At 61.5% G+C, this 20654-nt stretch carries 21 protein-coding genes; 10 read left to right on the plus strand and 11 right to left on the minus strand.

Annotation, left to right across the window (positions count from 1 at the left end; all coding sequences use genetic code 11):
• The first annotated feature begins 12 nt into the window (after window positions 1-12).
• A complete protein-coding gene (locus tag WDN02_RS08990; RefSeq protein ID WP_337293165.1) occupies window positions 13-858 on the plus strand; it encodes an SDR family oxidoreductase in 846 nt (281 codons plus the stop codon).
• A 3-nt stretch (window positions 859-861) separates the two neighbouring features.
• Here WDN02_RS08990 and WDN02_RS08995 read toward each other — a convergent pair whose 3' ends face one another.
• Together WDN02_RS08995 and WDN02_RS09000 are read right to left on the minus strand one after the other, a co-directional pair.
• On the minus strand, window positions 862-1245 hold the full coding sequence (locus tag WDN02_RS08995; protein ID WP_337293166.1) for a hypothetical protein: 384 nt from the start codon (window positions 1243-1245) through the stop codon (window positions 862-864).
• A gap of 151 nt (window positions 1246-1396) precedes the next feature.
• Window positions 1397-1774: a hypothetical protein gene (locus WDN02_RS09000; protein ID WP_337293167.1), complete on the minus strand. Its 378-nt coding sequence runs from the start codon at window positions 1772-1774 to the stop codon at window positions 1397-1399.
• Window positions 1775-1971: 197 nt separating this feature from the next.
• Between WDN02_RS09000 and rph the strand changes: the two genes are divergently transcribed.
• The 3 genes from rph to WDN02_RS09015 all read left to right on the plus strand — a co-directional run bounded on the left by rph (window position 1972) and on the right by WDN02_RS09015 (window position 3754).
• Entirely contained in the window at window positions 1972-2685 is a 714-nt protein-coding gene (gene rph / locus WDN02_RS09005) for a ribonuclease PH (RefSeq protein ID WP_337293168.1), read from the plus strand.
• A gap of 1 nt (window position 2686) precedes the next feature.
• On the plus strand, window positions 2687-3322 hold the full coding sequence (rdgB, locus tag WDN02_RS09010) for an RdgB/HAM1 family non-canonical purine NTP pyrophosphatase (RefSeq protein WP_337293169.1): 636 nt from the start codon (window positions 2687-2689) through the stop codon (window positions 3320-3322).
• Between the two features lie 138 nt (window positions 3323-3460).
• A complete protein-coding gene (locus WDN02_RS09015) occupies window positions 3461-3754 on the plus strand; it encodes a hypothetical protein (protein WP_337293170.1) in 294 nt (97 codons plus the stop codon).
• Between the two features lie 41 nt (window positions 3755-3795).
• Here WDN02_RS09015 and WDN02_RS09020 read toward each other — a convergent pair whose 3' ends face one another.
• Window positions 3796-4767: an NAD(P)-dependent oxidoreductase gene (locus WDN02_RS09020; protein WP_337293171.1), complete on the minus strand. Its 972-nt coding sequence runs from the start codon at window positions 4765-4767 to the stop codon at window positions 3796-3798.
• Window positions 4768-4864: 97 nt separating this feature from the next.
• Between WDN02_RS09020 and WDN02_RS09025 the strand changes: the two genes are divergently transcribed.
• The gene (locus WDN02_RS09025) at window positions 4865-5656 is read left to right on the plus strand and encodes an SDR family oxidoreductase (protein ID WP_337293172.1); all 792 of its coding nucleotides are present in this window, start codon (window positions 4865-4867) and stop codon (window positions 5654-5656) included.
• A gap of 12 nt (window positions 5657-5668) precedes the next feature.
• On the opposite strand, the gene queD is transcribed toward WDN02_RS09025, so the two are convergent.
• From queD to WDN02_RS09060, 7 genes are all read right to left on the minus strand, one after another.
• On the minus strand, window positions 5669-6025 hold the full coding sequence (queD, locus tag WDN02_RS09030; RefSeq protein WP_337293173.1) for a 6-carboxytetrahydropterin synthase QueD: 357 nt from the start codon (window positions 6023-6025) through the stop codon (window positions 5669-5671).
• Window positions 6026-6034: 9 nt separating this feature from the next.
• Entirely contained in the window at window positions 6035-6667 is a 633-nt protein-coding gene (gene queE, locus WDN02_RS09035) for a 7-carboxy-7-deazaguanine synthase (RefSeq protein ID WP_337293174.1), read from the minus strand.
• A gap of 88 nt (window positions 6668-6755) precedes the next feature.
• Window positions 6756-7076 carry a thioredoxin gene (trxA, locus tag WDN02_RS09040; protein ID WP_337293175.1) on the minus strand — a complete coding sequence of 107 codons (321 nt, stop codon included), beginning with the start codon at window positions 7074-7076 and terminating at the stop codon, window positions 6756-6758.
• Between the two features lie 103 nt (window positions 7077-7179).
• The gene (addA, locus tag WDN02_RS09045) at window positions 7180-10614 is read right to left on the minus strand and encodes a double-strand break repair helicase AddA (RefSeq protein ID WP_337293176.1); all 3435 of its coding nucleotides are present in this window, start codon (window positions 10612-10614) and stop codon (window positions 7180-7182) included.
• Entirely contained in the window at window positions 10611-13730 is a 3120-nt protein-coding gene (gene addB / locus WDN02_RS09050) for a double-strand break repair protein AddB (RefSeq protein ID WP_337293177.1), read from the minus strand. Before addB ends, addA begins: the two co-directional genes overlap by 4 nt.
• A 68-nt stretch (window positions 13731-13798) precedes the next feature.
• Window positions 13799-14167 carry a cell division protein ZapA gene (locus WDN02_RS09055; protein ID WP_337293178.1) on the minus strand — a complete coding sequence of 123 codons (369 nt, stop codon included), beginning with the start codon at window positions 14165-14167 and terminating at the stop codon, window positions 13799-13801.
• Window positions 14168-14188: 21 nt separating this feature from the next.
• Complete coding sequence (locus tag WDN02_RS09060; RefSeq protein WP_337293179.1) at window positions 14189-14470, minus strand: DUF4164 domain-containing protein; 282 nt, start codon at window positions 14468-14470, stop codon at window positions 14189-14191.
• Between the two features lie 516 nt (window positions 14471-14986).
• Here WDN02_RS09060 and gap point away from each other — a divergent pair.
• The 5 genes from gap to WDN02_RS09085 all read left to right on the plus strand — a co-directional run bounded on the left by gap (window position 14987) and on the right by WDN02_RS09085 (window position 20015).
• Entirely contained in the window at window positions 14987-15994 is a 1008-nt protein-coding gene (gap, locus tag WDN02_RS09065; RefSeq protein ID WP_337293180.1) for a type I glyceraldehyde-3-phosphate dehydrogenase, read from the plus strand.
• A complete protein-coding gene (locus tag WDN02_RS09070; protein WP_337293181.1) occupies window positions 15991-17214 on the plus strand; it encodes a phosphoglycerate kinase in 1224 nt (407 codons plus the stop codon). Before gap ends, WDN02_RS09070 begins: the two co-directional genes overlap by 4 nt.
• A 41-nt stretch (window positions 17215-17255) precedes the next feature.
• Window positions 17256-18278, plus strand: a complete 1023-nt coding sequence (locus WDN02_RS09075; protein ID WP_337293182.1) for a class I fructose-bisphosphate aldolase — start codon at window positions 17256-17258, stop codon at window positions 18276-18278.
• Window positions 18279-18411: 133 nt separating this feature from the next.
• A complete protein-coding gene (locus tag WDN02_RS09080) occupies window positions 18412-19032 on the plus strand; it encodes a thiamine phosphate synthase (RefSeq protein WP_337293183.1) in 621 nt (206 codons plus the stop codon).
• Window positions 19029-20015, plus strand: a complete 987-nt coding sequence (locus tag WDN02_RS09085) for a tetratricopeptide repeat protein (protein WP_337293184.1) — start codon at window positions 19029-19031, stop codon at window positions 20013-20015. Before WDN02_RS09080 ends, WDN02_RS09085 begins: the two co-directional genes overlap by 4 nt.
• Window positions 20016-20139: 124 nt before the next feature.
• On the opposite strand, the gene WDN02_RS09090 is transcribed toward WDN02_RS09085, so the two are convergent.
• Window positions 20140-20643 carry a ferritin-like domain-containing protein gene (locus WDN02_RS09090; protein ID WP_337293185.1) on the minus strand — a complete coding sequence of 168 codons (504 nt, stop codon included), beginning with the start codon at window positions 20641-20643 and terminating at the stop codon, window positions 20140-20142.
• Window positions 20644-20654 lie beyond the last annotated feature (11 nt).

Here is a 20654-nt window from a genome sequence, read left to right on the forward strand (position 1 = left end):
CGAGGTGCGATCATGCGAGGTAAAACTGTTGTAATCACCGGTGCCACGTCCGGCATCGGCGAAGTTGCCGCGCTCGAACTCGCCGGCAAAGGTGCACGGATCGTTTTCATAGCCCGGGATCGCAATCGTGGCGAGGCGACACTGGCGAAGCTCGATGCCAAGGCGCCAGGGTTGCCGCATAAGGTTCATTACGCCGACCTCTCGCTCGTCGCGGAGATGAAGCGTGTCGCGGCGGAAATTGCCGCAAGCGAGCCGCGTATTGATGTGCTCATCAACAATGCCGGCGCGGCTTTCGCGCAGCGCCAGGTGACGGCGGAAGGTTTTGAGCTGACCTTCGCGCTCAATCATCTTTCCTATTTCGTGATTACGGCGGGGTTGCGTGAGAGGCTGCTGGGCTCGACCCCCGCGCGCATCGTCAGCACATCGTCCACCGCACATAGCGGCATGAAGATCGATCTTGGCGATTTGCAGACAAAGAACGGCTATTCGAGCCTCAAGGCGTATGGCCGCTCGAAGCTCGAAAATATCCTCTTCACGCGTGAACTCGCGCGGCGGCTGCGCGGCACGGGCCTCACCGCGAATTGCCTGCATCCCGGCGTCGTCGCAACCCGTTTCGGGCATGAGAGCGGCGGCATCATTCAGCCGGTCATAAAGGCGCTTCAGCTATTCGCTATTTCGCCTGAGAAGGGCGCGGAAACGATTGTTTATCTCGCTTCGTCGCCGGACGTCGCGAATGTCACCGGCGAATATTTCGTCAAGAACAAGATCGCCAAGACGTCGGCCGCGGCGCAGGACATGGGTGTCGCCGCCGCGCTCTGGGCGGAGACGGTCGAACTCACCGGCGTCGATTGGGCCTGATGGTTACGGGTACGGCGGGAAAGGGTTTTCCGCCGCCTCCACAGCGACCCGCGTCGCGCGTGATTGGAGACGGAGGGTTCCGCTGATGCAATCGTTGTTGACGAGAGAAACGTCGTCAAACCCGTAACCGGGATAATGCTGGACGATGACGGCTTGCGCCCAATTGTCCATGTGCTGGCCAAGGTTGAAATTCAAAAAGGCCAGGAATCGCTCCGCCTTCTCGTCCGTCAAGAAAATCGTGCCTCTCGGTGCCGATGCCGCTGCAACGGCCACGCGCATTCTATCCACCATACCCGGCTCACAGCGCAAAGCGCCAGCCTGCGATGTGCCAACGAGGCCGGCGAAACAAGCCGTAGCGAGCAGGCTTCTGAAGAGATGCGGTTTCATTTTCGCCCCGGCATTGGATGAGTGTATGGCGAGGCAGAGATGCAGGCACGACTCGCCGCCGAATCTGCGCTCATTCTAGAGGCAGATCGGCGGCTTATCCAGAGCCGGGCTGCGCGCCGGGGCGTGCAGCCCGAGCGGTGCTTTGTCATTATCAATACGAGTCTTGGTCTGCGTGCTGCAGCGCTGCGGCGGTATCTGCTGGATCAAGGCGGATCGCCTTGCTCTCGTCGACACAGCCGTCATCGACGATCGCCATGGCGTCATAGCCAAGAGCCGGGAAACGGGTCACAAGAACGCCGTCGCCCCAATATTCTGTGTGCTGACCGATATTGTCGTTGATGTAATCGAGGAACCGCTCGGCTTGGTCGCCAGACAAAGCGATCGCGGTACCGCCGGCCTGCTGGGTCGCCATCTCGAATTGCACCTGCGCCGCAGCAACGGGCACACAGGCACGCTGCGCGTAAGCCATTGGGCCGCTGCCAATCGCGGCCGTGGCCGCGAACAGACTCGTGAAGAGAAAACGTCTCATCTTGCATCTCCTGCTTAGTAGCAGATATGCCCCATGCGGGTTGGTGGCGCATCACCCCGCCGAAACGTGGCGTCGCAGCGATGGTTCCGCGATCTCCATGAGCCATTTGCAAACGCCAATTTGGCCGCAGTTGCATAGGTTGGCCGAACCGCCTAAGCAAAGGGCCGTTTTTCCCAATGGCTCAGGTTAAAAATTTGATGCGTCCTTCTCAGCGTGCGGCGAATGAAATGCGGCAAGTGGTCATCGAGCGCAATGTTGCGCGCTATGCCGAGGGCTCCTGTCTCATAAAATTCGGCGAGACGCATGTGCTTTGCACAGCCTCGCTTGAGGACAAGCCGCCGCAATGGTTGCGCGGACAAGGCCGCGGCTGGGTGACGGCGGAATATGCCATGCTGCCACGTGCTACACACACACGCACGCGTCGCGAAAGCGCTGCGGGCCGACCCTCCGGCCGAACGCAGGAAATCCAGCGTCTCATCGGCCGCAGTCTGCGCGCCGTTACCGATCTTCAAATGCTCGGCGAACGCCAGATCACCATCGATTGTGATGTGTTGCAAGCCGACGGGGGCACGCGCACTGCTTCGATTACTGGCGGCTGGGTGGCGCTGCGCGAATGCCTCAAATGGATGCATTCGCGTTCGATCCTGAAAGAGACTCCATTGCGCGATCATGTCGCTGCGATCTCATGCGGCATCTCGAATGGCGAAGCGGTACTTGATCTCGATTACGCCGAAGACAGTGCTGCACAGACCGATGCGAATTTCGTTATCACCGGGACGGGCGCGCTCGTCGAGATTCAGGCGACGGCGGAGGCGGCGGTCTTCAGCGAGGCCGACTTTGGCGCGATGCTGGGCCTCGCCCGCAAGGGCATCACCGAACTCGTCGCCTTGCAGAAGCTGGCGATCGCCTAAGATGTCGAAGCGCTTGAGCGGACGGCTCGTTATTGCCACGCATAATCGCGGCAAGCTGTGGGAAATGCAGGCGCTGCTAAAGCCCTATGGTATCGAGGCGGTATCGGCGGCCGAACTTGGCTTGCCAGAGCCGGAAGAAACCGGCGCGACCTTTGCCGCAAACGCGGAATTGAAGGCGCGCGCCGCGGCCGATGCCGCGCGGCTTCCGGCGCTTGCTGATGATTCAGGCCTTTGCATCGATGCGCTTGGCGGCGCACCGGGTCTGCTTTCAGCGCGCTGGGCCGAGATCGAGCCGGGCGGCGCGCGCGATTTCGCAAATGCGATCAAAAAGGTCGAAGCGGCGGTCGCGGAAACCGGCGCCGCGCCGCCATACCGGGCGCATTTCATCTCCGTTCTGGCGCTTGCCTGGCCGCACGGCGCTTGCGATGTGTTTGAAGGCAAGGTGCATGGCACGCTCGTCTTCCCGCCACGCGGGACGAAAGGCTTTGGCTATGACCCGATATTCCTGTCCGATGGACTGACGCGGACCTTCGGCGAAATGATGATGGATGAGAAGCAAGCCATTCCCGCCGATGGCTCGCCGGCGCTCTCGCATCGCGCACGCGCCTTTCAGGCTTTTTCGCGCGCTTGTCTTTAAACATTCAAAACTATGATGTGCGATTGATCACGAAATGTCGCGGGCCAATGTCTTGCTGCGATGTGGCGACGGGGCTAATAAAAGCCTAGCCGGGCTGCGAAGTACCTGTCCGCCGGCATTTTTGGAATAACGGAAGACATGTCTGAGATTTGGGCAACGAAATATGGTTCGCGCCGTGTAAGGCGTGACCCGCCAACGCTTGAAGAGGCGATGGTGGCGGCGCAAGGGCTTTCCGACGAACTGGACGAGCAGATCGAAATTGCGGCGGGTTTCATGGACTTGCCGATCGATGCCGTGCGCACTGAGGTTCTCAAGGCGCCAAAGAACGCCAGGGCGGCACGCGTCGTCGTGGCGCCGAGCCGCGAAGGCGTGACGCGGACCGTCATTGTCGAACGCAAACCCTCGCGCCGTCTGCGTCCGACGGCTGTCTAAATCCATTCTTGAAAACAGGTCTGTCGCGCTGGCGACAGGGCTCAGGTGTCGAATGAGTCGATTGCAAATCCTGCCGCATTAAGAGCTTTGACGATTGTATCGTCCGGTTCGCCTGCGGCGAGCCAGACCATTCGTTTGCCTTTGCGCGCTTCGGCAAGAATTAACGCGGCGACGTCGTCGCGCGCGTCGCGGCGGATTCTGGCGGATTCGCGCCGTGCCATTCCGACGATTTGCGGCGCAATGCCGGCATCGTAGAAAACAACTTCTCCGGATTGTAGAAGCCTTAGCGCTTTCAGCGTCAGAAGCTCCGGGTCGCCGGAGGTGATTGCGAGACAGGCGATTGTGGTCTTTTGCGTTTCCGTTTCACGCTGAGCCGCTTCAATCAATTCGTCAAAATCATGCGGCTTCGGCGCACGCGAACCCAATGCGCGCGTCACGAAATGCTCCCAGAAGCGCCGCCGCGATTCGGCATCGCCCAGCTTGGGCCGCCACGTCTGCGCGGCTTGCGCCCAGGTCTTGAGACTTTGCGGCAGCAGCGCTTCGATGCGGCCGCGCAGCGCCAGCGCAAAAACCGGCGCCGCGCCAGCCGTTGAAATCGCGACGACGAGCGGCGATCGATCGATGATCGTGCCAAATTGGAAATCGCAATAGTTCGGCTTGTCGACGACATTGATGGGCACACGCGCGCGCCGGGCCGCGTCACGAAAACGCGCAGCTTCGCCTTCTGTCGCGAAATCGCCGATGGCCAAGGCGACATCAGCGAAATCGCTCTCGGTCCAATCGCGCGTGACAAGCGTTATCGTTGAAGTTCGTGCCGCCAGCACACGCATGTCTTCGCCCGGCGCGGCGCTGACAACGGCAACATGCGCGCCCGTGGCCTGCAACAGCTCCGCCTTCCAGGCCGCGCCAGCACTGCCGCCCGCAACGAGAACGCGGCGGCCGGCAAGCTTGAAGAAAACCGGCAGGCTCACCAGCCCGTGCATTGGCGCATCTTCGGCTTTTTCGGACGTCACTGGCGTGCCTCGAACAAATTGCGTTCATCCTCTATAGCGCGGGGCGACAAGAGCGCCTAAATCGGGCTCGAAACCCAACGTCCGACGGAGAAGAGAATTGCTGATCGATCTAACTGGCAAGAGCGCGATTGTGACCGGCTCGACGCGCGGCATCGGCTTCGCCGTCGCCAAGGGCTTGGCCCTCTCCGGCGCGCGTGTCGTCGTCAACGGGCGGGGCCAGAAGGCGGTGGACGAGGCTTTGGGCGAGTTGAAAAAGGCAGCGCCGAAGGCTGAGCTTCAAGGCGTTGTGGCCGATCTCGGCACTGTCGCGGGCTGCGACGCGCTGGTTAAGGCTGTCTCGTCGGCGGATATTCTCGTCAACAATGTCGGTATCTTCAATCCGCAGGATTTCTTCGAGATTCCCGATTCCGAATGGCAACGCTTTTTTGACGTGAATGTCATGTCAGGTGTGCGGCTGACGCGCGCCTATCTGCCGGCCATGATCGCGCGCAATTGGGGGCGCGTGATTTTCATCTCCTCGGAATCTGGCCTGAACATTCCCGTCGAGATGATCCATTACGGCTTCACCAAAACGGCGCAGCTTTCCATCGCGCGCGGCATCGCCAAGCGCGCCGCCGGCACGGGCGTGACGGTGAATTCTGTGCTGCCGGGACCGACCCTGTCGGAAGGCGTCGTCGATTTCCTTGAAAAGATGTCGAGCGACGGCGGATCGGTCGAAGAGACGGCGGCCGCCTTCGTCAAAAAGCATCGGCCGAGTTCGATCATCCAGCGCGCCGCCAGCGTCGAGGAAGTCGCCAATCTGGTTGTTTATGTCGCCTCGCCGCAAGCGTCGGCGACAACGGGCGCGGCGCTGCGCGTCGATGGCGGCGTGGTCGATACGATTGCGTAAAAGAATGTGGGGCTAATGCCCCTCATATTCCGCGCAGCAATCCTTCGTCTCGAAGACGATGACGGCGGAGAGTTCGGGGAAGGTCGGCTTGATTTGCTCGTAAATCCAGATCGCGATATTTTCCGCGGTCGGATTTTCGAGGCCGGGGATCTCGTTCAGGCAATGATGATCGAGCTGCGCATGCAGCGGCGCGAAGACCTTTTCGATGGCGAAGAAATCGACGACGAAGCCGCTCTCCGCATCGACCGGCCCTTCGAGCCTGAGTTCGACGCGATAGGAATGGCCGTGCAGGTTGCGGCAGCGATGCGTCGGCGCGACCTTGGGCAGGAAATGCGCCGCCTCGAATGAAAAAGCCTGTGTGATCTTCATGGTCTCAAATCAGGGTAGGCCGATGAGCTTGTGGGTTTGCAGGCTCAGGCGCCAGCGTGGATGCGCCAGACAATAGGCCGCCGCCTGCTGGATGTTGGCGTCCTGCGCCGGCCCATCCATCGGTTGCAGGAAGAAATGCCGGAAGGCAAGCCCCGCGAAGCTTTCCGGGTCGAGGCCGTCTTGGGGGAAAACCAGTTTCAATTCGTCGCCGGTTTTGAGTTCCAGAGGCGCATCTGCCTTGGGGCTGACGCAAATCCAGTCGAGGCCGGGCGGCGGCGCGAGCGTGCCATTCGTCTCGACCGCACAGGAAAATCCCCTTGCATGCATGGCTGCGATCAAGGATTCGTCGAGCTGCAAAAACGGCTCGCCGCCGGTGAAGACAACGAGGGCGTTGGCTTTCTCACCCCGCCATTCGGCCGCGATGGCAGCAGCCAGCGATTCGGCATCCGCAAATTTACCGCCGCCGGGGCCGTCTGTGCCGACGAAATCCGTATCGCAGAAGCGGCATTGCGCCTCGGCGCGGTCAACCTCGCGGCCGGACCAGAGATTGCAGCCGGCAAGGCGGCAGAAGACGGCGGCGCGGCCCGCCTGCGCGCCCTCGCCCTGCAGCGTGTAATAGATTTCCTTGACCGCATAGGTCATCGGCGTTCGCTCGGAAATACTCTGAACCCGCAAGCAAAAAGGACCTCTCGCGAGGTCCTTTGGCTAGCCCGGGACAGAAGCGGCGGGATCAGATGGCCGCAGCAATCCATTTCTTCAACTCGCCCTTCGGCGCGGCGCCAACCTTCTGCTGCGCGAGCTTGCCGTCCTTGAAGAGAAGCAGGGTCGGGATGCTGCGAATGCCGAAAGCACCGGCGACGCCCGGGTTTTCATCGACATTGAGCTTCACGATCTTGACCTGGCCCTTCATTTCCTCGGCGATTTCCTCGAGCGAGGGACCAATCATCTTACAGGGGCCGCACCATTCCGCCCAGAAATCGACCACGACGGGCTCGGACGCGCCCTCGACCTCGGTTTTGAACGTGGCATCGGTAACTTTAACGGTGGCCATAGGGGCGCCTCTTGAACGCTGGCTGCGAGACCAAATTCGCGCAGTTTTCGTCAATTGAAAGTAGGAAGCAGGGCCCAAGCCGTCAAGCCGAGGCGCCTTTTCGTCAGGCCAGCCCTGCCAATGCCGCATCCAGTTGCAGCGCGGAAAGCTCGACGATCGCCGGCCCCTCCGTCCAGATCATCAGCATCCGTAGACGCTTGCCCGGCCAGAGGGGCGCGAGCACGGCGCGATAGAGTGCCATTTGCGTGAGATAGTTTTCCGGCGTCGCCTCGGCCGCAAGGGGCGTGCCGGTCTTGTAGTCCGCGACGATCACCTCTGCCTCTGATTCGGCGATCCGGTCGATCTGGCCCAAAATTTCGCGGGTCTTTCCGTCGGGCAAGCTCGCCGTCCCGGCAATCCCGACCTCGGCGCGGGTGCGCGGGCCGAACAGCGCCGCGAGTGACGGCATTTCGAGGACGTCCAATACCTGATCGATAAGGGTGCCGCGCGCCGTTTCGTCGAAGTCCGGCGCCCGCGCCTGCAAGAAAGCCTCCGCTGCCGTCCGCCGCCGCCCTGCTTCAACATCCGGGAGATATTGCAAGAGCGTATGTACGAGGCGGCCGCGGGCCAAGGCCGCGTGTCGCTCGGCGCTCGGCGGCGGCAGGTCGGGTTCGCCAGCCGCCAAGGCGCTCGATGGCCGCAATGGTGGTGCGGGCGAGGTCTCAGCCGGCGCGCGCGTCAACAGCCAGGGGGGCAGCGGTGCTTCCGTTCGGGAGGCCGCTGCCGCGATATCGATAAAAGGTCCGTCTTCGCCGGGCGCCTCGTAACGCCAGATCGTCTCGTCCTTGTCCCAGAAGGCTGGCATGTCGACAAAAGCATCGCTGCGCGTCGCTGTGATCATCGCGCCCCAGCAAAGCGCGCTCGGCTCGTTCCTGCGATAGAAGCCGCTGATGTAGAGCCGCTCCTCAGCCCGCGTCATCGCGACGTAAAGCAGACGGCGATGTTCGTTCTCGGCCTCGTCGCGCGCCGTCTGCCGCGCCTCGACAACGGCATCAGGATCGTCATCCTTGCGCGGCGACCAGGCGAGAATTTTGCCGTCCGATTCGCGCAGCGGAAGCAGGTGAATTTTCGCGTCATGCCGGGCACTCGGCGCGCCGCACGTGTCCGGCAAAAAGACGATTTTCGCCTCAAGTCCTTTGGCGGCATGAACGGTCATCACCCGCACCGCGTCAACGGCGGCTTCCATATCGCGCTTGATCGAGAGTTCGAGGCTTTCAATCTCGGCGAGGAACGCGGGCAGCGACCGGGTGCCATCCTTTTCCGCGCGCAGGGCAAGGCGCACGAATTCATCCATGGCATCGCAGGCTTCCGGGCCAAGCCTTGCTTCCATCGCGCGGCGGCCGCCGTCCTCGGAGAGCAGACGCGCGTAGAAGTCGAAAGCCGTCCCTGCTGTCCGCGCACGCCAACGCGCAATGGTCTGGTAGGCCGCTTTATCCCTGGCCTCGCCGGATTGGCCAAGCGCCGCAAACAGCGAGCCTTTCCGATTCGGCGCAAGGCGCAACAGGTCGTCATCGTCGAAGCCGATCAGCGGCGACTTCAACACGGCGGCGAGCGTGAGATCGTCCTGCGGCAGCAAGGCTGCATGACCGGCAGCGATCAGATCCATCACCGCGATGTGGGCAAGGAGATCGAGCCGGTCGGCACCGGCCACCGGCACGCGCGCCTGTTTCAGCGCGCGGATCATGGCATCAAAGAGCGCATTGCGCGTGCGCACGAGGATCAGCACGTCGCCCGCCGTGATGGGGCGGAAGTGCTCCAGCTTCGTGTCATAGACGCGCTCACCGGAGTTCGGCGCGATCAGCGCGGCGATCTTTTTCGCGACACGGCCCGCAAGTACATTCGCGGGATCGCTCTCGTCGAGAAGATCGAGCGGCAATTTCCAATCTTCCCGCTCCTCGCGCTCCTCGCCCTTCACCGGCTCCCAGATTTCGATCAGGCCGGGCAATGATTGTTTCAGCGATTCATGTCCCATCCACACATCGGCCGAGACAAGGCCACGCTGATGGGCTTCTGCCGCGAATACGCGGTCGACGGCGTCGATAACAGCAGGGACGGAGCGGAACGAGGTTTTCAGTTGCACGTTCTCGAACGTCTGCTCCGCATCCTGGAATTTCTTTGCAAAGCTTTCACGCATCGCGTGGAACATATCCGGCGCCGCGCCTTGAAAAGAAAAGATCGACTGTTTCTCGTCGCCGACGGCGAAGAAGGTCCGTGTCTGGCTGCGGCTGCCCGCACCGGCGAAGAATTCGCTCGCGAGATGTTCGAGAATGCGCCATTGCGCCGGGCTCGTATCCTGCGCTTCGTCAACGAGAATATGGTCGATGCCAGAATCGAGCTTGTAGAGAACCCAGCGCGCATCGGAGCGCTCGAAAAGCGCCAGCGTGCGATCGATCAGATCGTCGAAATCCAATTTTCCGCGCTGCGCCTTCGCGGCTTCGTAGCGGGCGAAGATCGCCGCGACGAGTGCCGTCAGTGCGACTGACTTTTCGAGACACGCAGCGGCTTTGCGCAGCGCGCGGAGGCGATCCAGCCTTTCCCGTTCTTGCAAAAGTGCATCGGCGAGGTCGGGGCGCTTGACGGCCGGCGTCTTCGTCAGCAATGTTTTTCGCGGCTCTCCCTTTTGCGTGAAGAAAATTTCCAAAAAAGCTTCAAGGCAATCCGAGAGTTTGCCGTGCTGATGTGCGGCTAACGCCGCAAGCAACAGATCAGCTTTCTCTTGGTCGGTCGGAAGACCCTCACGAAGAAATTCCGCGAATTCGCGCCAGCGCGCCGGGCCGATGCCGCCTTCGATCATTTCGGTTTCGATCGTCGTGACGCTTGTACCGTCGGACACACCGAGCGCACCGGCGAGTTCGCGCGCGGCACGGTCCGAATCGTGATGCCGCAATAGTTCGCGATATTTCATCGCTTCCCTGAGCAGGACGCTGAATTCGTCTTCAGAGGTCTCTGTGGCGAGCGTCTTCAGCGCCGCGCCGAGCGCGCCGCCGTCGCGTTCCGCTCGCGTCAGGGCCTCGCGCCGCGCCAATACCAGCAATTCGGCTTCGCCAAGATCGTCCAGCACCTCAAAGCGCCCCGGCACGTTGGCCTCGAACGGGAAGAGATGCAGCAGCCGTTCGCAAAAGCCGTGGATCGTATGAATCTTCAGGCCGCCCGGCGTCTCGACGGTGCGGGCGAAGAGACGGCGCGCGAAAATCAGCGCGCCAGCATCGATCTTCGGTGCACCGATCTCGGCGAGCGCCTTGGCGAGCCCAACATCGTCGAGGGCTGTCCAGTCGGAGAGCGCCTTGAAGACGCGCTCAGCCATATTGGCCGCCGCCGCTTTGGTGAAGGTGAGACACAGGATTTTCGCTGGCGGCACGCCGTCGAGCAGAAGCCGCAGCACACGCTGCGCCAGCACATGCGTCTTGCCCGACCCGGCATTGGCCGAAACCCAGACGGAGGCCGCAGGATCGGATGCTTTCCGCTGCAAATCGGTGACGTGTTTCGGAACCGCCCTCACGCGCCGTCCTCGCGGCTTGCGGCCCATTCCTTGACGCGCGCGAGATGATCGTAAGCATTGTAGCGTGCGGCGAATTTCGGGTAGGGCCGCGCCGGATAGCCCGTCGCCGGATCGCGAAACTGATTCAACAGCGCGAGAAGCTCGTTGAAATGCCTTTCCGAAATTTCGGCCAGGGATTCGGGCGGGTTCTTGAATATGAGCGGCCGCTCGGCGCCACCATCGCGCGAAAAGAGCTTCACATATATCGCTTCGGCGACCTCAATCCCATGCGCCAGTTCAAAAGCGCCGCGCCGCGCCATCGCCGCTTCGAGCGTCAATTGCGGCGCGAAGCCAACACGCACTTCACTCACGCTGGGCGGCGTGCCGGTCTTGTAATCGATGAGGCTGACGCTGCCGTCGCCATGATGCTCGATCCGATCGGCCGTGGCCGACAAAGTGAACGATGTGCCATCGCCGAGCACGATATTGATCGTACTTTTGTTTTCGACATCGATCTTCGTCAGCATCGGGCGGCGGCGAGATTCGAAGTCGAGATAGAAGGCGGCGGCCGCCTGCAAGCGCGGCCAGGCGAAAGCGGCGAAGTCAGGATCGGCCCGTTCGTCCTTGAATTTCGCATCAAGTATTTCGGTGAAGATTGTCGCCGCGTCCTCAGGCAACGCACCAATCGCATAAAGCCGCCCGAAGTCTTCCAAAGCCGAATGTAAAAAGTTGCCGATGCTGCGCCGGTCGCCGATCTCCGCCGGTTGCGGCAGTTCGCGCAGCTTCAGGCAAAATTCGGCATAGATCGCGTAAGGATCGCGCCGCAATGTCTCGATCCGCGTCACACTGAGACGCTGTGGGCGCAGATCGAGGGCCGGTTTCGGCGCCGGGCGTTTGATCGGCGGTACTTCAGCGTGCGGGCGATCGAGCGCGCGGGCGAGATCGAGATAATGTTCGCCTTTGTTGCGGCAGACTTTGAAAGCATCGCCCGCCAAAGCCGCGAGCCGCTGCACGAAGCGCGATTCGACCATCGGCGTCCCGTCGCGTTTTTTGGCGCGGCTGAGGATGACGCGCTCGTGCCCCATCGCCATGACGAAATCATGCGCCGTCTGGCCGATGCGCCGCTCTGGCGGCGTCAGGCCGAGCGCTTGCCGCATCGGGCGGTTGAGGAACGCATCGCTTTGCGCCTGCGGCGGCCAGACTGTCTCGTCGAGCCCGCCAAGCAGGATCACATCCGCCGGCATCAACCGGGCTTCGAGCAGGCCGAAAATCTTGAGCCGCGGATGCGTGCGCCGGGCGCGACGCAACACACGTTCGCCCATCACCTGTGCTAGAAAGATGCCGTAGCTCTGCGCATCGAAGCGCAGTTCCGGCGCCTGCGCCTGGATCAACTCGTCGAAAAGGTCTTCGAGCGCCATCGCATCGTCGCCCCGCAGGCCGCCTTCACCCGCGATGGCGGTGAGCGCGGCACGGTGCGCGCCGATCCATGTCTGCAAGTCTTGCGTGCCTGTCACGGCCTTGAGCGGCGCCAGTGCCGCTTCGAGCCGGTCAAGCAGGTCGGCGATTTTCGTCCAATCAATGTCGTCGAGCGCCTTTTGCGCCGGATGTGCGAAGGGGCTTTGCGAGTCTTTGCGATAGGCCGCGATGGCCGCTGCTTGCGTTGGAAATGTCGCGGCATGGCGCTCCTGCCGCAGGACGCCGATCTCGAACAGCGGCGCGCGTTCGAGAATTTCTTCCCGCGCGAGTCCAAGCCGTGTCATCGGATGGCCGAGCAGGGCGACAAGATCGGCGCCTTCGCCGCGCACAGCGGTGTCGATCGCCCGGAGTGCAAGGCTGCCGGTGGCGCTGGCGTTCAGGGGTTCGCCCGCCGAATCATCGATCTCGATTCCGAAACGCGTCAGTTCCGCACCGACCCGGCGGGCGAGATCCCGATCGGGCGTCACCAGCGCCGCGGTCGCGCCTGGTGTCTCCAGCACTTCGCGTAGAACGATGGCGAGCGCCAAGGCTTCCTCGCGCTCGTCCGCTGCCTCGATGAGACTGAGGCCTTCGAGCGCCGCATCTATCTGCGAAAAGGCCGGCGACGCGCGAAAGCGCGTCCATTCTTCGGTCGTGTCGGCAGGGCGTAGGGCTTCGGAGACGACTCGCGCGCGGGCGGCGGCCAACGGTGTTGGTTCGCCAAGCTCCGTCACCTCGGCGCGCGACACGCCGAGCATCGATAGCAAACGGCGCAACGCTGCTTGCGGATGACCAAAGCCGGGATCGCCGACATCTGTCGAACCGATCTGTCGCCAGGCCGTCTCATCAAGATTTTGATCGAGGCCCGGCAGGACGACGGCGCCATTGGGCGCGGCGGCCAGCGCGGCCAGCAAGCGCGCGGTGGCGCGATTGGTGCCGGTCGAGCCGATCGCGATGATCGGGCCTTTGGTCTGCCTGGCCTGGATTTGCGCGATTTGCGCCTCGACCAGCAGAACCTGCCTCTGTGCCGCGTCAATCAGATAGTGGCTGGCTAAAATCTTCGGCCATTCGCCGATCGCGATGTTCAGAAAGTCGAGCGTGATGCGCCAATATTGATCGAAGTCGGGCAGGACGAGCGGATCGAGCTGCGCCCAGGCGACATCCTCGATGATCATCTCGTCGATCAGCGCGGCAAGCTCGCCGCCGAGATGCCAAGCGTCTGCGGCGGAGGTGCCGACGAGGCATGGTTCGCGCGGGTCTGCGTCGCGCCGGCCATCTGCGTCGATCGAGATGACGGCGCCCTGAAGCGCTTTCGCCCAGATATGGACGAGATGCGCAAGCTGCATCCGACGCCAGATGTCGTTGGCGGCCTGAGGCAGGCTCGTATCCGGCGCGGCAAAGCCGGGCATTGCGAAGATTAAATCGTTCTCCGTCGCCTCAAGGCCGCCGAGCGGCAGGATGCGGGGCAGGAGGGTGGCGGGGCGGCCGAGCGCGCGAGCGAATTCGTCGGCAAGTGCGCGTGCCGCACGTTGTGTCGGCACATAGATCGTCGCATCGGCGAGTTCAAGAGCGCTCAGGGCGCGGGAAAAACCCGCGACGATTCGGCCGTCGAGCAGCGCACCGACAAAACATTCAAGAAACGGCGCGCCCGGCGCGATGGTGAAGACTTTTTTTTGAGGCATGATGTCAGGCACCGCCGCTCCGGCGCCACGACTCGCGGCGCCGTCGATCATTCTGCCTGAAAAACCGCCTAGCTGCGACTGAGCGTGTTGAGATTCTGCGCCACGCGCTCAACCCGCGCGGCCGTCTCGCCGATCGAATCGGCCAGCCGATCCGCCCATTCGTCGCGCTCACTCGTCCGGTCAGTCTCTTTCGACGTGAGATTGAGAATTTCGACGTCGAGTTCAGTGATCCGGCGCTTGGCTTCGACGAGTTCGTCGGCGATCGTAATGGCGGCCATGATGGTCAGCCGCTGATCGCCGATTTCGCCGAAATCCTTTTTGAGCTTTTCGATCCGCTGGTCAATTTGCCGGGCAAGACCTTGCAGATGTGCTTCTTCGCCCTCGCCACAGGCGACCCTGTAAACGTGCTTGGCGATGGTAACCGTTACTTGAGCCATGACGCATACCCCCACAGACGCTTACATCACGACGTGCGATATCATCTCTTCGATCGTCTCACGCGCCTTCGCAAGCCGGCGCGCGACCTCGTTATTGGCCAGTTCCAGAGATTGCGAGCGCGCGACAGCGCCGTCAAGCTCAACGGCGAGCCGCGCACGGTCATCCTGCAGGACCGCAAACTCTTCTTCGATATCGGTGCGCTGGGCGGCCGTTTTCAAACGGCGTTCGGTCGCCGCCTCAAGTTGATCCAATGCAACTGTAAGGCGCTTCAGCGCATGGTCTAGTCGATTGGCACTCGTCATCGAATTCTAATCCACGAATTGCTGATTAGGCGCCGGTTCATTTACCGCGTCAACGCTGGCGCGAACCTATTCACAGTCAATTCACGTGGACGAACCGATACTTAAACGATATGCGACGGGCTTTCTACGCGGCGGCGTTGCGTGCGGTGCAGCAATTTGGTTTCGACCAATTGCCAATAACTTGGGCGTGGCAGTTTAGGCGAAACAAAACCCACCTTGGCATGTTTAGGGGCGGCGCGGCTCTGCCCGCGCGTTGATACGGAGGAAGATTGATGAAACCCGCGGCAGTTCACAATGCACGAAATCTTCCTGATCCGCGACTGCCCTCGATCTTAACTATCTGAAAAATTTTCATATTTATCTCACAACGGCCCATTTTGTCGGCGGTGAGTACGGCGAATCACAATCGATTGGACAATTTGCAGACGAATTGACTTCCAAACCGGCGCTCATCTGCATAACAAGATGGCGCCAACCTAGGCCTGCGCTTTATGCGCCCAAAAGGAGCGGACGTTTATGGTGGTGAATGTTGCAATCAACGGCTTTGGACGCATCGGCCGCAATGTTCTGCGGGCCATTGCCGAGTCCGGACGCCGGGATATTAACGTCGTCGCCATCAACGATCTGGGTCCGGTCGAAACCAATGCGCATCTTTTGCGTTTCGACTCTGTGCATGGGCGTTTCCCGGGCGAGGTGAAAGTCGATGGCGACACCATCGACATTGGCCGCGGCCCGATCAAGGTAACGGCAGTGCGCGACCCGGCTGGACTCCCGCATAGCGCGCTCGGCGTCGACATTGTGCTCGAATGTTCCGGCGTGTTCACGTCGAAGGCGAAAGCCTCGGCGCATTTGAAGGCGGGAGCCAAGCGCGTTCTTATTTCGGCACCAGCCGATGAAGCGGATCTGACAGTCGTGTATGGCGTAAACCACGATAAGCTTTTGCCCGAGCATCGCGTCGTTTCGAATGCCTCCTGCACCACAAACTGCTTGGCGCCGGTCGCCAAAGTGCTCAACGACGCCATTGGCATCGAGCACGGTTTCATGACGACGATCCATTCCTATACTGGCGATCAGCCGACGCTCGACACGCTGCACAAGGATCTCTACCGAGCGCGTGCGGCATCTCTTTCGATGATTCCGACGACGACCGGCGCGGCGAAGGCCGTCGGTCTCGTCCTGCCCGAGCTCAAGGGCAAGCTCGATGGTTCGTCAATTCGCGTGCCGACGCCGAACGTGTCGATGATCGATTTCAAATTCGTCGCCAAGCGCACGACAACGCCCGGCGAAATCACCGATGCGATCAAACGCGCGGCGGAGCAGCAGCTCAAGGGCATCCTCAGCTTCACGGACAGCCCGAACGTTTCAATCGATTTCAATCACGATCCGCACTCATCCATATTCCATGTCGATCAGACCAAGGTCATCGACGGCACGTTCGTCCGTGTCCTCTCGTGGTATGATAACGAATGGGGTTTTTCCAACCGGATGGCGGATACGGCAGTGGCGATGGGGAAACTTGGATGACACGGACTGCACCGCTTTCACCTTTTCCGATTTTGGACGATGCCGAGCTGGCTGGGAAAAGGGTCCTGATCCGCGTTGATCTCAACGTACCGATGGATGGCGACAAGATCGCGGACGCGACCCGCATCGATCGCATTCTGCCCAACCTGCAGGAGATCTCGGCGAAAGGGGCGAAAGTCATCATCCTTTCGCATCTCGGCCGCCCGAAGGGCCGGGAAGAAAGATATTCGCTGCGGCCGGTCGTCGGGGAACTGTCGGCGCGGCTCGGCAGGCCCGTCGCCTTCGCCGCGGATTGCGTGGGCCCGGAAGCCGAGAAGGCCGTCGAAGCGCTGAAGAACGGCGAATATCTCTTGCTCGAAAACACGCGCTTTCATGCCGGCGAGGAGAAAAACGACGAAGCGTTCCTCGACAGACTCGCCGCGCTGGGTGATGTTTATGTCAACGACGCGTTCTCCTGCGCCCACCGCGCCCATGCCTCGACGGAAGGTCTGGCGCGCCGGTTGCCGTCCTTTGCGGGCCGCTCGATGCAGGTCGAACTTGAAATCCTCACCAATCTGCTCTCGCATCCGGTTCGTCCGGTCATGGCGATTGTCGGCGGCGCCAAGGTTTCGACCAAGCTTGAATTGCTCGGCAATCTGATGCGCCGCGTCGATATTCTCGTCATCGGCGGCGGCATGGCCAACACCTTCCTTGCCGCACAAGGCAAGAAGATCGGCAAGTCGCTCTGTGAGATGGATCTGGCCGACGTCGCGCGCAAAATCATGGCGGACGCAGCAACGGAAGATTGTGAGATCGTCCTGCCCGTCGATGCTGTCGTCGCGCAGAAGTTTGCTGCCGGTGCGCCATCGCGTGTCGTCCCGATCGATGAGGTTGGCGACGAAGACATGATTCTCGATATTGGGCCGACGTCTGCGGCGCGGGTCGAAATGCTGATCGAGAAAGCCCGTACGCTCGTCTGGAATGGCCCCTTCGGCGCTTTCGAGATTTCGCCCTTCGATGCCGGCACGAATGCTATCGCGAAGGTCGCGGCGCGTTTCACCAAGTCCGGCCAGCTTGAAAGCATCGCCGGTGGCGGTGATACGATCGCGGCGCTGAACAAGTCGGACGCGGCCAAGGATTTCACTTATATTTCGACGGCCGGGGGTGCCTTCCTCGAATGGCTGGAGGGCAAGGAGCTTCCGGGCGTCGAGGCATTGCGGGTTAATTCGCGGCGGCGTTAAATCGGCCGCCGAATTTTTGTCACGAACGATAGGGAAGAGCGGTGAACGAGCAGCAACTCGCGCAGACGGCGCAGGCTTTGGTTGCCCCGGGGCGGGGTATTCTGGCGGCGGATGAGAGTTCTTCGACGATTGCCAAAAGGTTTTCCGCAATCGGCGTCGAATCGACCGCCGACTCGCGGCGCGATTATCGTGAATTGCTGTTCCGTTCGACCCAGGCGATGCAGAAATATATTTCCGGCGTCATTCTCTACGACGAGACGATCCGGCAAAAAGCCGTGGATGGCACGCCGCTCGTCACCCTGATCGAAAAGGCTGGCTCCCTCCCGGGCATCAAGGTCGATGCCGGTGCGAAACCGCTGCCGGGTTTTCCGCGCGAGACGATCACCGAGGGACTCGATGGGCTCGCTGGCCGGTTGAAGGAATATTACGATCTCGGCGCGCGCTTCGCGAAATGGCGCGCGGTGATCGACATCGCCGACGGCATTCCGACGCGGGGCGCGATCCTCACCAATGCCGACGCGCTCGCGCGTTACGCGGCGCTCTGCCAGGAGGCCAATATCGTGCCGATCGTCGAGCCGGAAGTGCTGATGGACGGCAATCATTCACTGCATCGCTGTTACGAGGTCACTGAGACCGTGCTGCGCGCGGTCTTCACAGCACTCTATGAGCAGCGCGTTTTCCTCGAAGGCATCGTGTTGAAGCCGAACATGGTCGTCCCGGGCATGAAATCCGGTCATCGGGCAAGCCCCGACGAGGTCGCCGCGGCGACGATCCGGCTGTTCAAGAACAGCGTGCCGGTCGCTGTGCCGGGCATTGCCTTCCTTTCGGGTGGCCAGTCGGATTTTGACGCGACAGCCAATCTGGACGCGCTCGTGCGCGCCGCACCGCCGTGGCCGATGACCTTTTCCTATGGCCGCGCCTTGCAGGCCGCGCCGCAAAAGGCTTGGTCGGGCAAGCCGGCGAATGTCGGCGCCGCGCAGGCGGCGTTTAACCATCGGGCTCACATGAACAGTCTCGCCGCGCTCGGGCAGTGGTCAGAATCGGCCGAGAAAGCTGCGGCCTGAGCATCGGACCGAAAAGTGCGAAACGGTTTTCGGATAAATCCGACACGTCCTGAGCCCACCGCGCTTTCGCCCTATTTCTTGGCGAGGAGTTTTGCCGCGTCTCTTTTGGCGCCACATTGAAGCAAGATTCCCGATGTCCGAGGACGCGTCGCGCCTATACTTGATTACGCCGCCGCTGGTTGATGCGGCGGCTTTTGCCGTGTCGTTCGAGGCGGCTCTCGCGGCAGCCGATGTCGCCTGCGTTTTGCTGCGCTTCGATCCGCAGGCGGATGCCCAAGCCATCGCAAAAAAGCTTTTGGCGCTCGCGCAGCCGCGCGGCGTCGCTTGTCTCGTCGGCGATGCGCGATTGGCTGCTGCGATCGACGCTGATGGCGTGCATATTTCTGCGCCGGGTGAGGCGCTGGATGCTGCGTTGAAAGCGCTGAAGCCCAATCATATCGTCGGCGTCGGCGGCCTCGTCAGTCGTGATGATGCAATGGTCGCGGGCGAATCGGGCGCGGATTATCTGATGTTCGGCGGCCCCGACTCGCCGCAGACCTTTGGCGAAACTCGCGAGCGCATCGCCTGGTGGGCGGAGATCTTCAATCTTCCTTGCGTCGCCTATGCCAACCTGATCGCCGAGGTCGCCGGGTTCGTCGATTTGGGCGCGGACTTCATCGCGCTTGAAACGGCGGTATGGGACGATCCGCGCGGCCCCGGCGCAGCGGTCGCAGACGTAAATCATTTGCTGGCGCGCGGGCGATCTCGCGCATGAACAGGCTGATGCTTTCGGTCTGCTGTGTGCTGCTCGCATTTTCGGCAGAGCCGGTTTACGCGGTGCAGCCCGCCTCAGCGCCTGCCGCGCCGCCTGCAATCGCGAAACCGGCACCGGCGTTGCCTCAACCGAATCCCAATGCCAACCCCAACCTCGATCTCGCCTACGGCGCCTATCAGCGTGGCTATTACATCACGGCGTTGGGCGAAGCGCGCAAACGTCTGGCCGCCAATCCAAACGACGGCCCCGCGATGACCCTGATCGGTCAGCTTTTCGACCAGGGTATGGGTGTGGTGACAAATGCGCGGGAGGCGGCCGCTTGGTACAAGGCGGCGGCGGAGCATGGCGACCGGGAAGGGATCTTTCTTTACGGACTCGCCAAGCTGACCGGCAACGGCGTTCCGCAAGACCGTGACGGCGCGGCGGCGCTCTTCACCAAAGCTGCGGCAATGGACGATCCGGGCGCGCTGTATAATCTCGGCGTGCTCGCGCTCGAAACGCCGAAAAAAAAACCGGATTTTCCCAAGGCGGCAGATTATTTCCGCCGCGCTGCGGTGCTTGGATCGCCTGACGCCGCTTATTCGCTGGCGCTCTTCTATCGCGAGGGTAAGGGCGCGCCGCAAGACGATGTCATGGCGGCAGAATGGATGAAGCAGGCTGCTGATGAAGGGCAAGTTTCAGCCGAAGTCGAATATGCAATCATGTTGTTCAATGGAATTGGCGTCGCCAAAGACGAGGCGGCCGCGGCGAAGCTTTTCCTCAAAGCGGCGGCGCGAAACAACGTCGTCGCGCAAGATCGCGCGGCGCGGCTGCTTGCGCTGGGGCGCGGCATTCAAAAAGATGTGGTCGAAGCGATGAAATGGCATTTGCTGGCGAGCGCGGCAGGCGAAAAGGATGCCTGGCTCGATGGCATTCTCAATTCGCTGACCCCCGAGCAGAAGATCGAGGTTGAAGTCGCCGTCAAGCGAGCGCTGGCGCGCTAGAGCATTTTCACGCGAAGTGGATACCGGTTCGCGTTATGAAAACGTTCAAATTCAAATATTCAGACTAGACCGCTTTCGGGCGGAAAACCGGTGTCCACTTTTCCTGAAAGCGGTCTGGCAGCGCCTACACGGTATCGAGTTTCGGCACGTCCTCACCCAACGCGGTCGCAAGATCGATCTGATGATCCTGCTCCTGCACGAGAATTTGGCGAATCTGCTCGGCCATGGCGTATTCACCAAGCTGTTCGCATTGGCGGACGCGCTGGCGGTAATTCCTGATCGTTTCGTTCTCATTGTCGAGGTCGAAACGTAACATCTCCTTCGCTTTTTCGGATGTCCGCACGGGCTTCGGTGTTACGCTCGGCATCGCGCCGAGATAATCGATGAGCCGCGAAAGCGTGAGCGCGTGATCGAGTTCCTGCTTGGCGTGCAGTTCGAGTTGATCGGCGATGTTCATATATTCGGCGCCTTTCAACACCTGCGAATAAACGACATAGGCGATAATCGCCTGATATTCGCGCGACAGGTCCTCGTTCAGCAGTTGCGCCAGACGATCGCGGGAAATCTCTTCGTTACGCGGTTTCGACTCGGCCGATTTCGGACTGGCTTTCGCTTTCGATTCGCTCATCGCTGACTCCC

Origin of the sequence: Methylovirgula sp., from assembly GCF_037200945.1 — a bacterium.
Taxonomy (GTDB): Bacteria; Pseudomonadota; Alphaproteobacteria; order Rhizobiales; family Beijerinckiaceae; genus Methylovirgula.

Bases quoted from the DNA above. Each gene is read 5' to 3' on its own strand.
- queD (WP_337293173.1), bottom strand. From the start codon at position 6,025: ATGAAGATCACACAGGCTTTTTCATTCGAGGCGGCGCATTTCCTGCCC.
- WDN02_RS08990 (WP_337293165.1), top strand. From the start codon at position 13: ATGCGAGGTAAAACTGTTGTAATCACCGGTGCCACGTCCGGCATCGGC.
- WDN02_RS08995 (WP_337293166.1), bottom strand. From the start codon at position 1,245: ATGAAACCGCATCTCTTCAGAAGCCTGCTCGCTACGGCTTGTTTCGCC.
- addB (WP_337293177.1), bottom strand. From the start codon at position 13,730: ATGCCTCAAAAAAAAGTCTTCACCATCGCGCCGGGCGCGCCGTTTCTT.
- WDN02_RS09055 (WP_337293178.1), bottom strand. From the start codon at position 14,167: ATGGCTCAAGTAACGGTTACCATCGCCAAGCACGTTTACAGGGTCGCC.
- WDN02_RS09000 (WP_337293167.1), bottom strand. From the start codon at position 1,774: ATGAGACGTTTTCTCTTCACGAGTCTGTTCGCGGCCACGGCCGCGATT.
- WDN02_RS09070 (WP_337293181.1), top strand. From the start codon at position 15,991: ATGACACGGACTGCACCGCTTTCACCTTTTCCGATTTTGGACGATGCC.
- WDN02_RS09090 (WP_337293185.1), bottom strand. From the start codon at position 20,643: ATGAGCGAATCGAAAGCGAAAGCCAGTCCGAAATCGGCCGAGTCGAAA.
- queE (WP_337293174.1), bottom strand. From the start codon at position 6,667: ATGACCTATGCGGTCAAGGAAATCTATTACACGCTGCAGGGCGAGGGC.
- WDN02_RS09085 (WP_337293184.1), top strand. From the start codon at position 19,029: ATGAACAGGCTGATGCTTTCGGTCTGCTGTGTGCTGCTCGCATTTTCG.
- WDN02_RS09080 (WP_337293183.1), top strand. From the start codon at position 18,412: ATGTCCGAGGACGCGTCGCGCCTATACTTGATTACGCCGCCGCTGGTT.
- trxA (WP_337293175.1), bottom strand. From the start codon at position 7,076: ATGGCCACCGTTAAAGTTACCGATGCCACGTTCAAAACCGAGGTCGAG.
- rph (WP_337293168.1), top strand. From the start codon at position 1,972: ATGCGTCCTTCTCAGCGTGCGGCGAATGAAATGCGGCAAGTGGTCATC.
- gap (WP_337293180.1), top strand. From the start codon at position 14,987: ATGGTGGTGAATGTTGCAATCAACGGCTTTGGACGCATCGGCCGCAAT.
- WDN02_RS09015 (WP_337293170.1), top strand. From the start codon at position 3,461: ATGTCTGAGATTTGGGCAACGAAATATGGTTCGCGCCGTGTAAGGCGT.
- rdgB (WP_337293169.1), top strand. From the start codon at position 2,687: ATGTCGAAGCGCTTGAGCGGACGGCTCGTTATTGCCACGCATAATCGC.
- WDN02_RS09060 (WP_337293179.1), bottom strand. From the start codon at position 14,470: ATGACGAGTGCCAATCGACTAGACCATGCGCTGAAGCGCCTTACAGTT.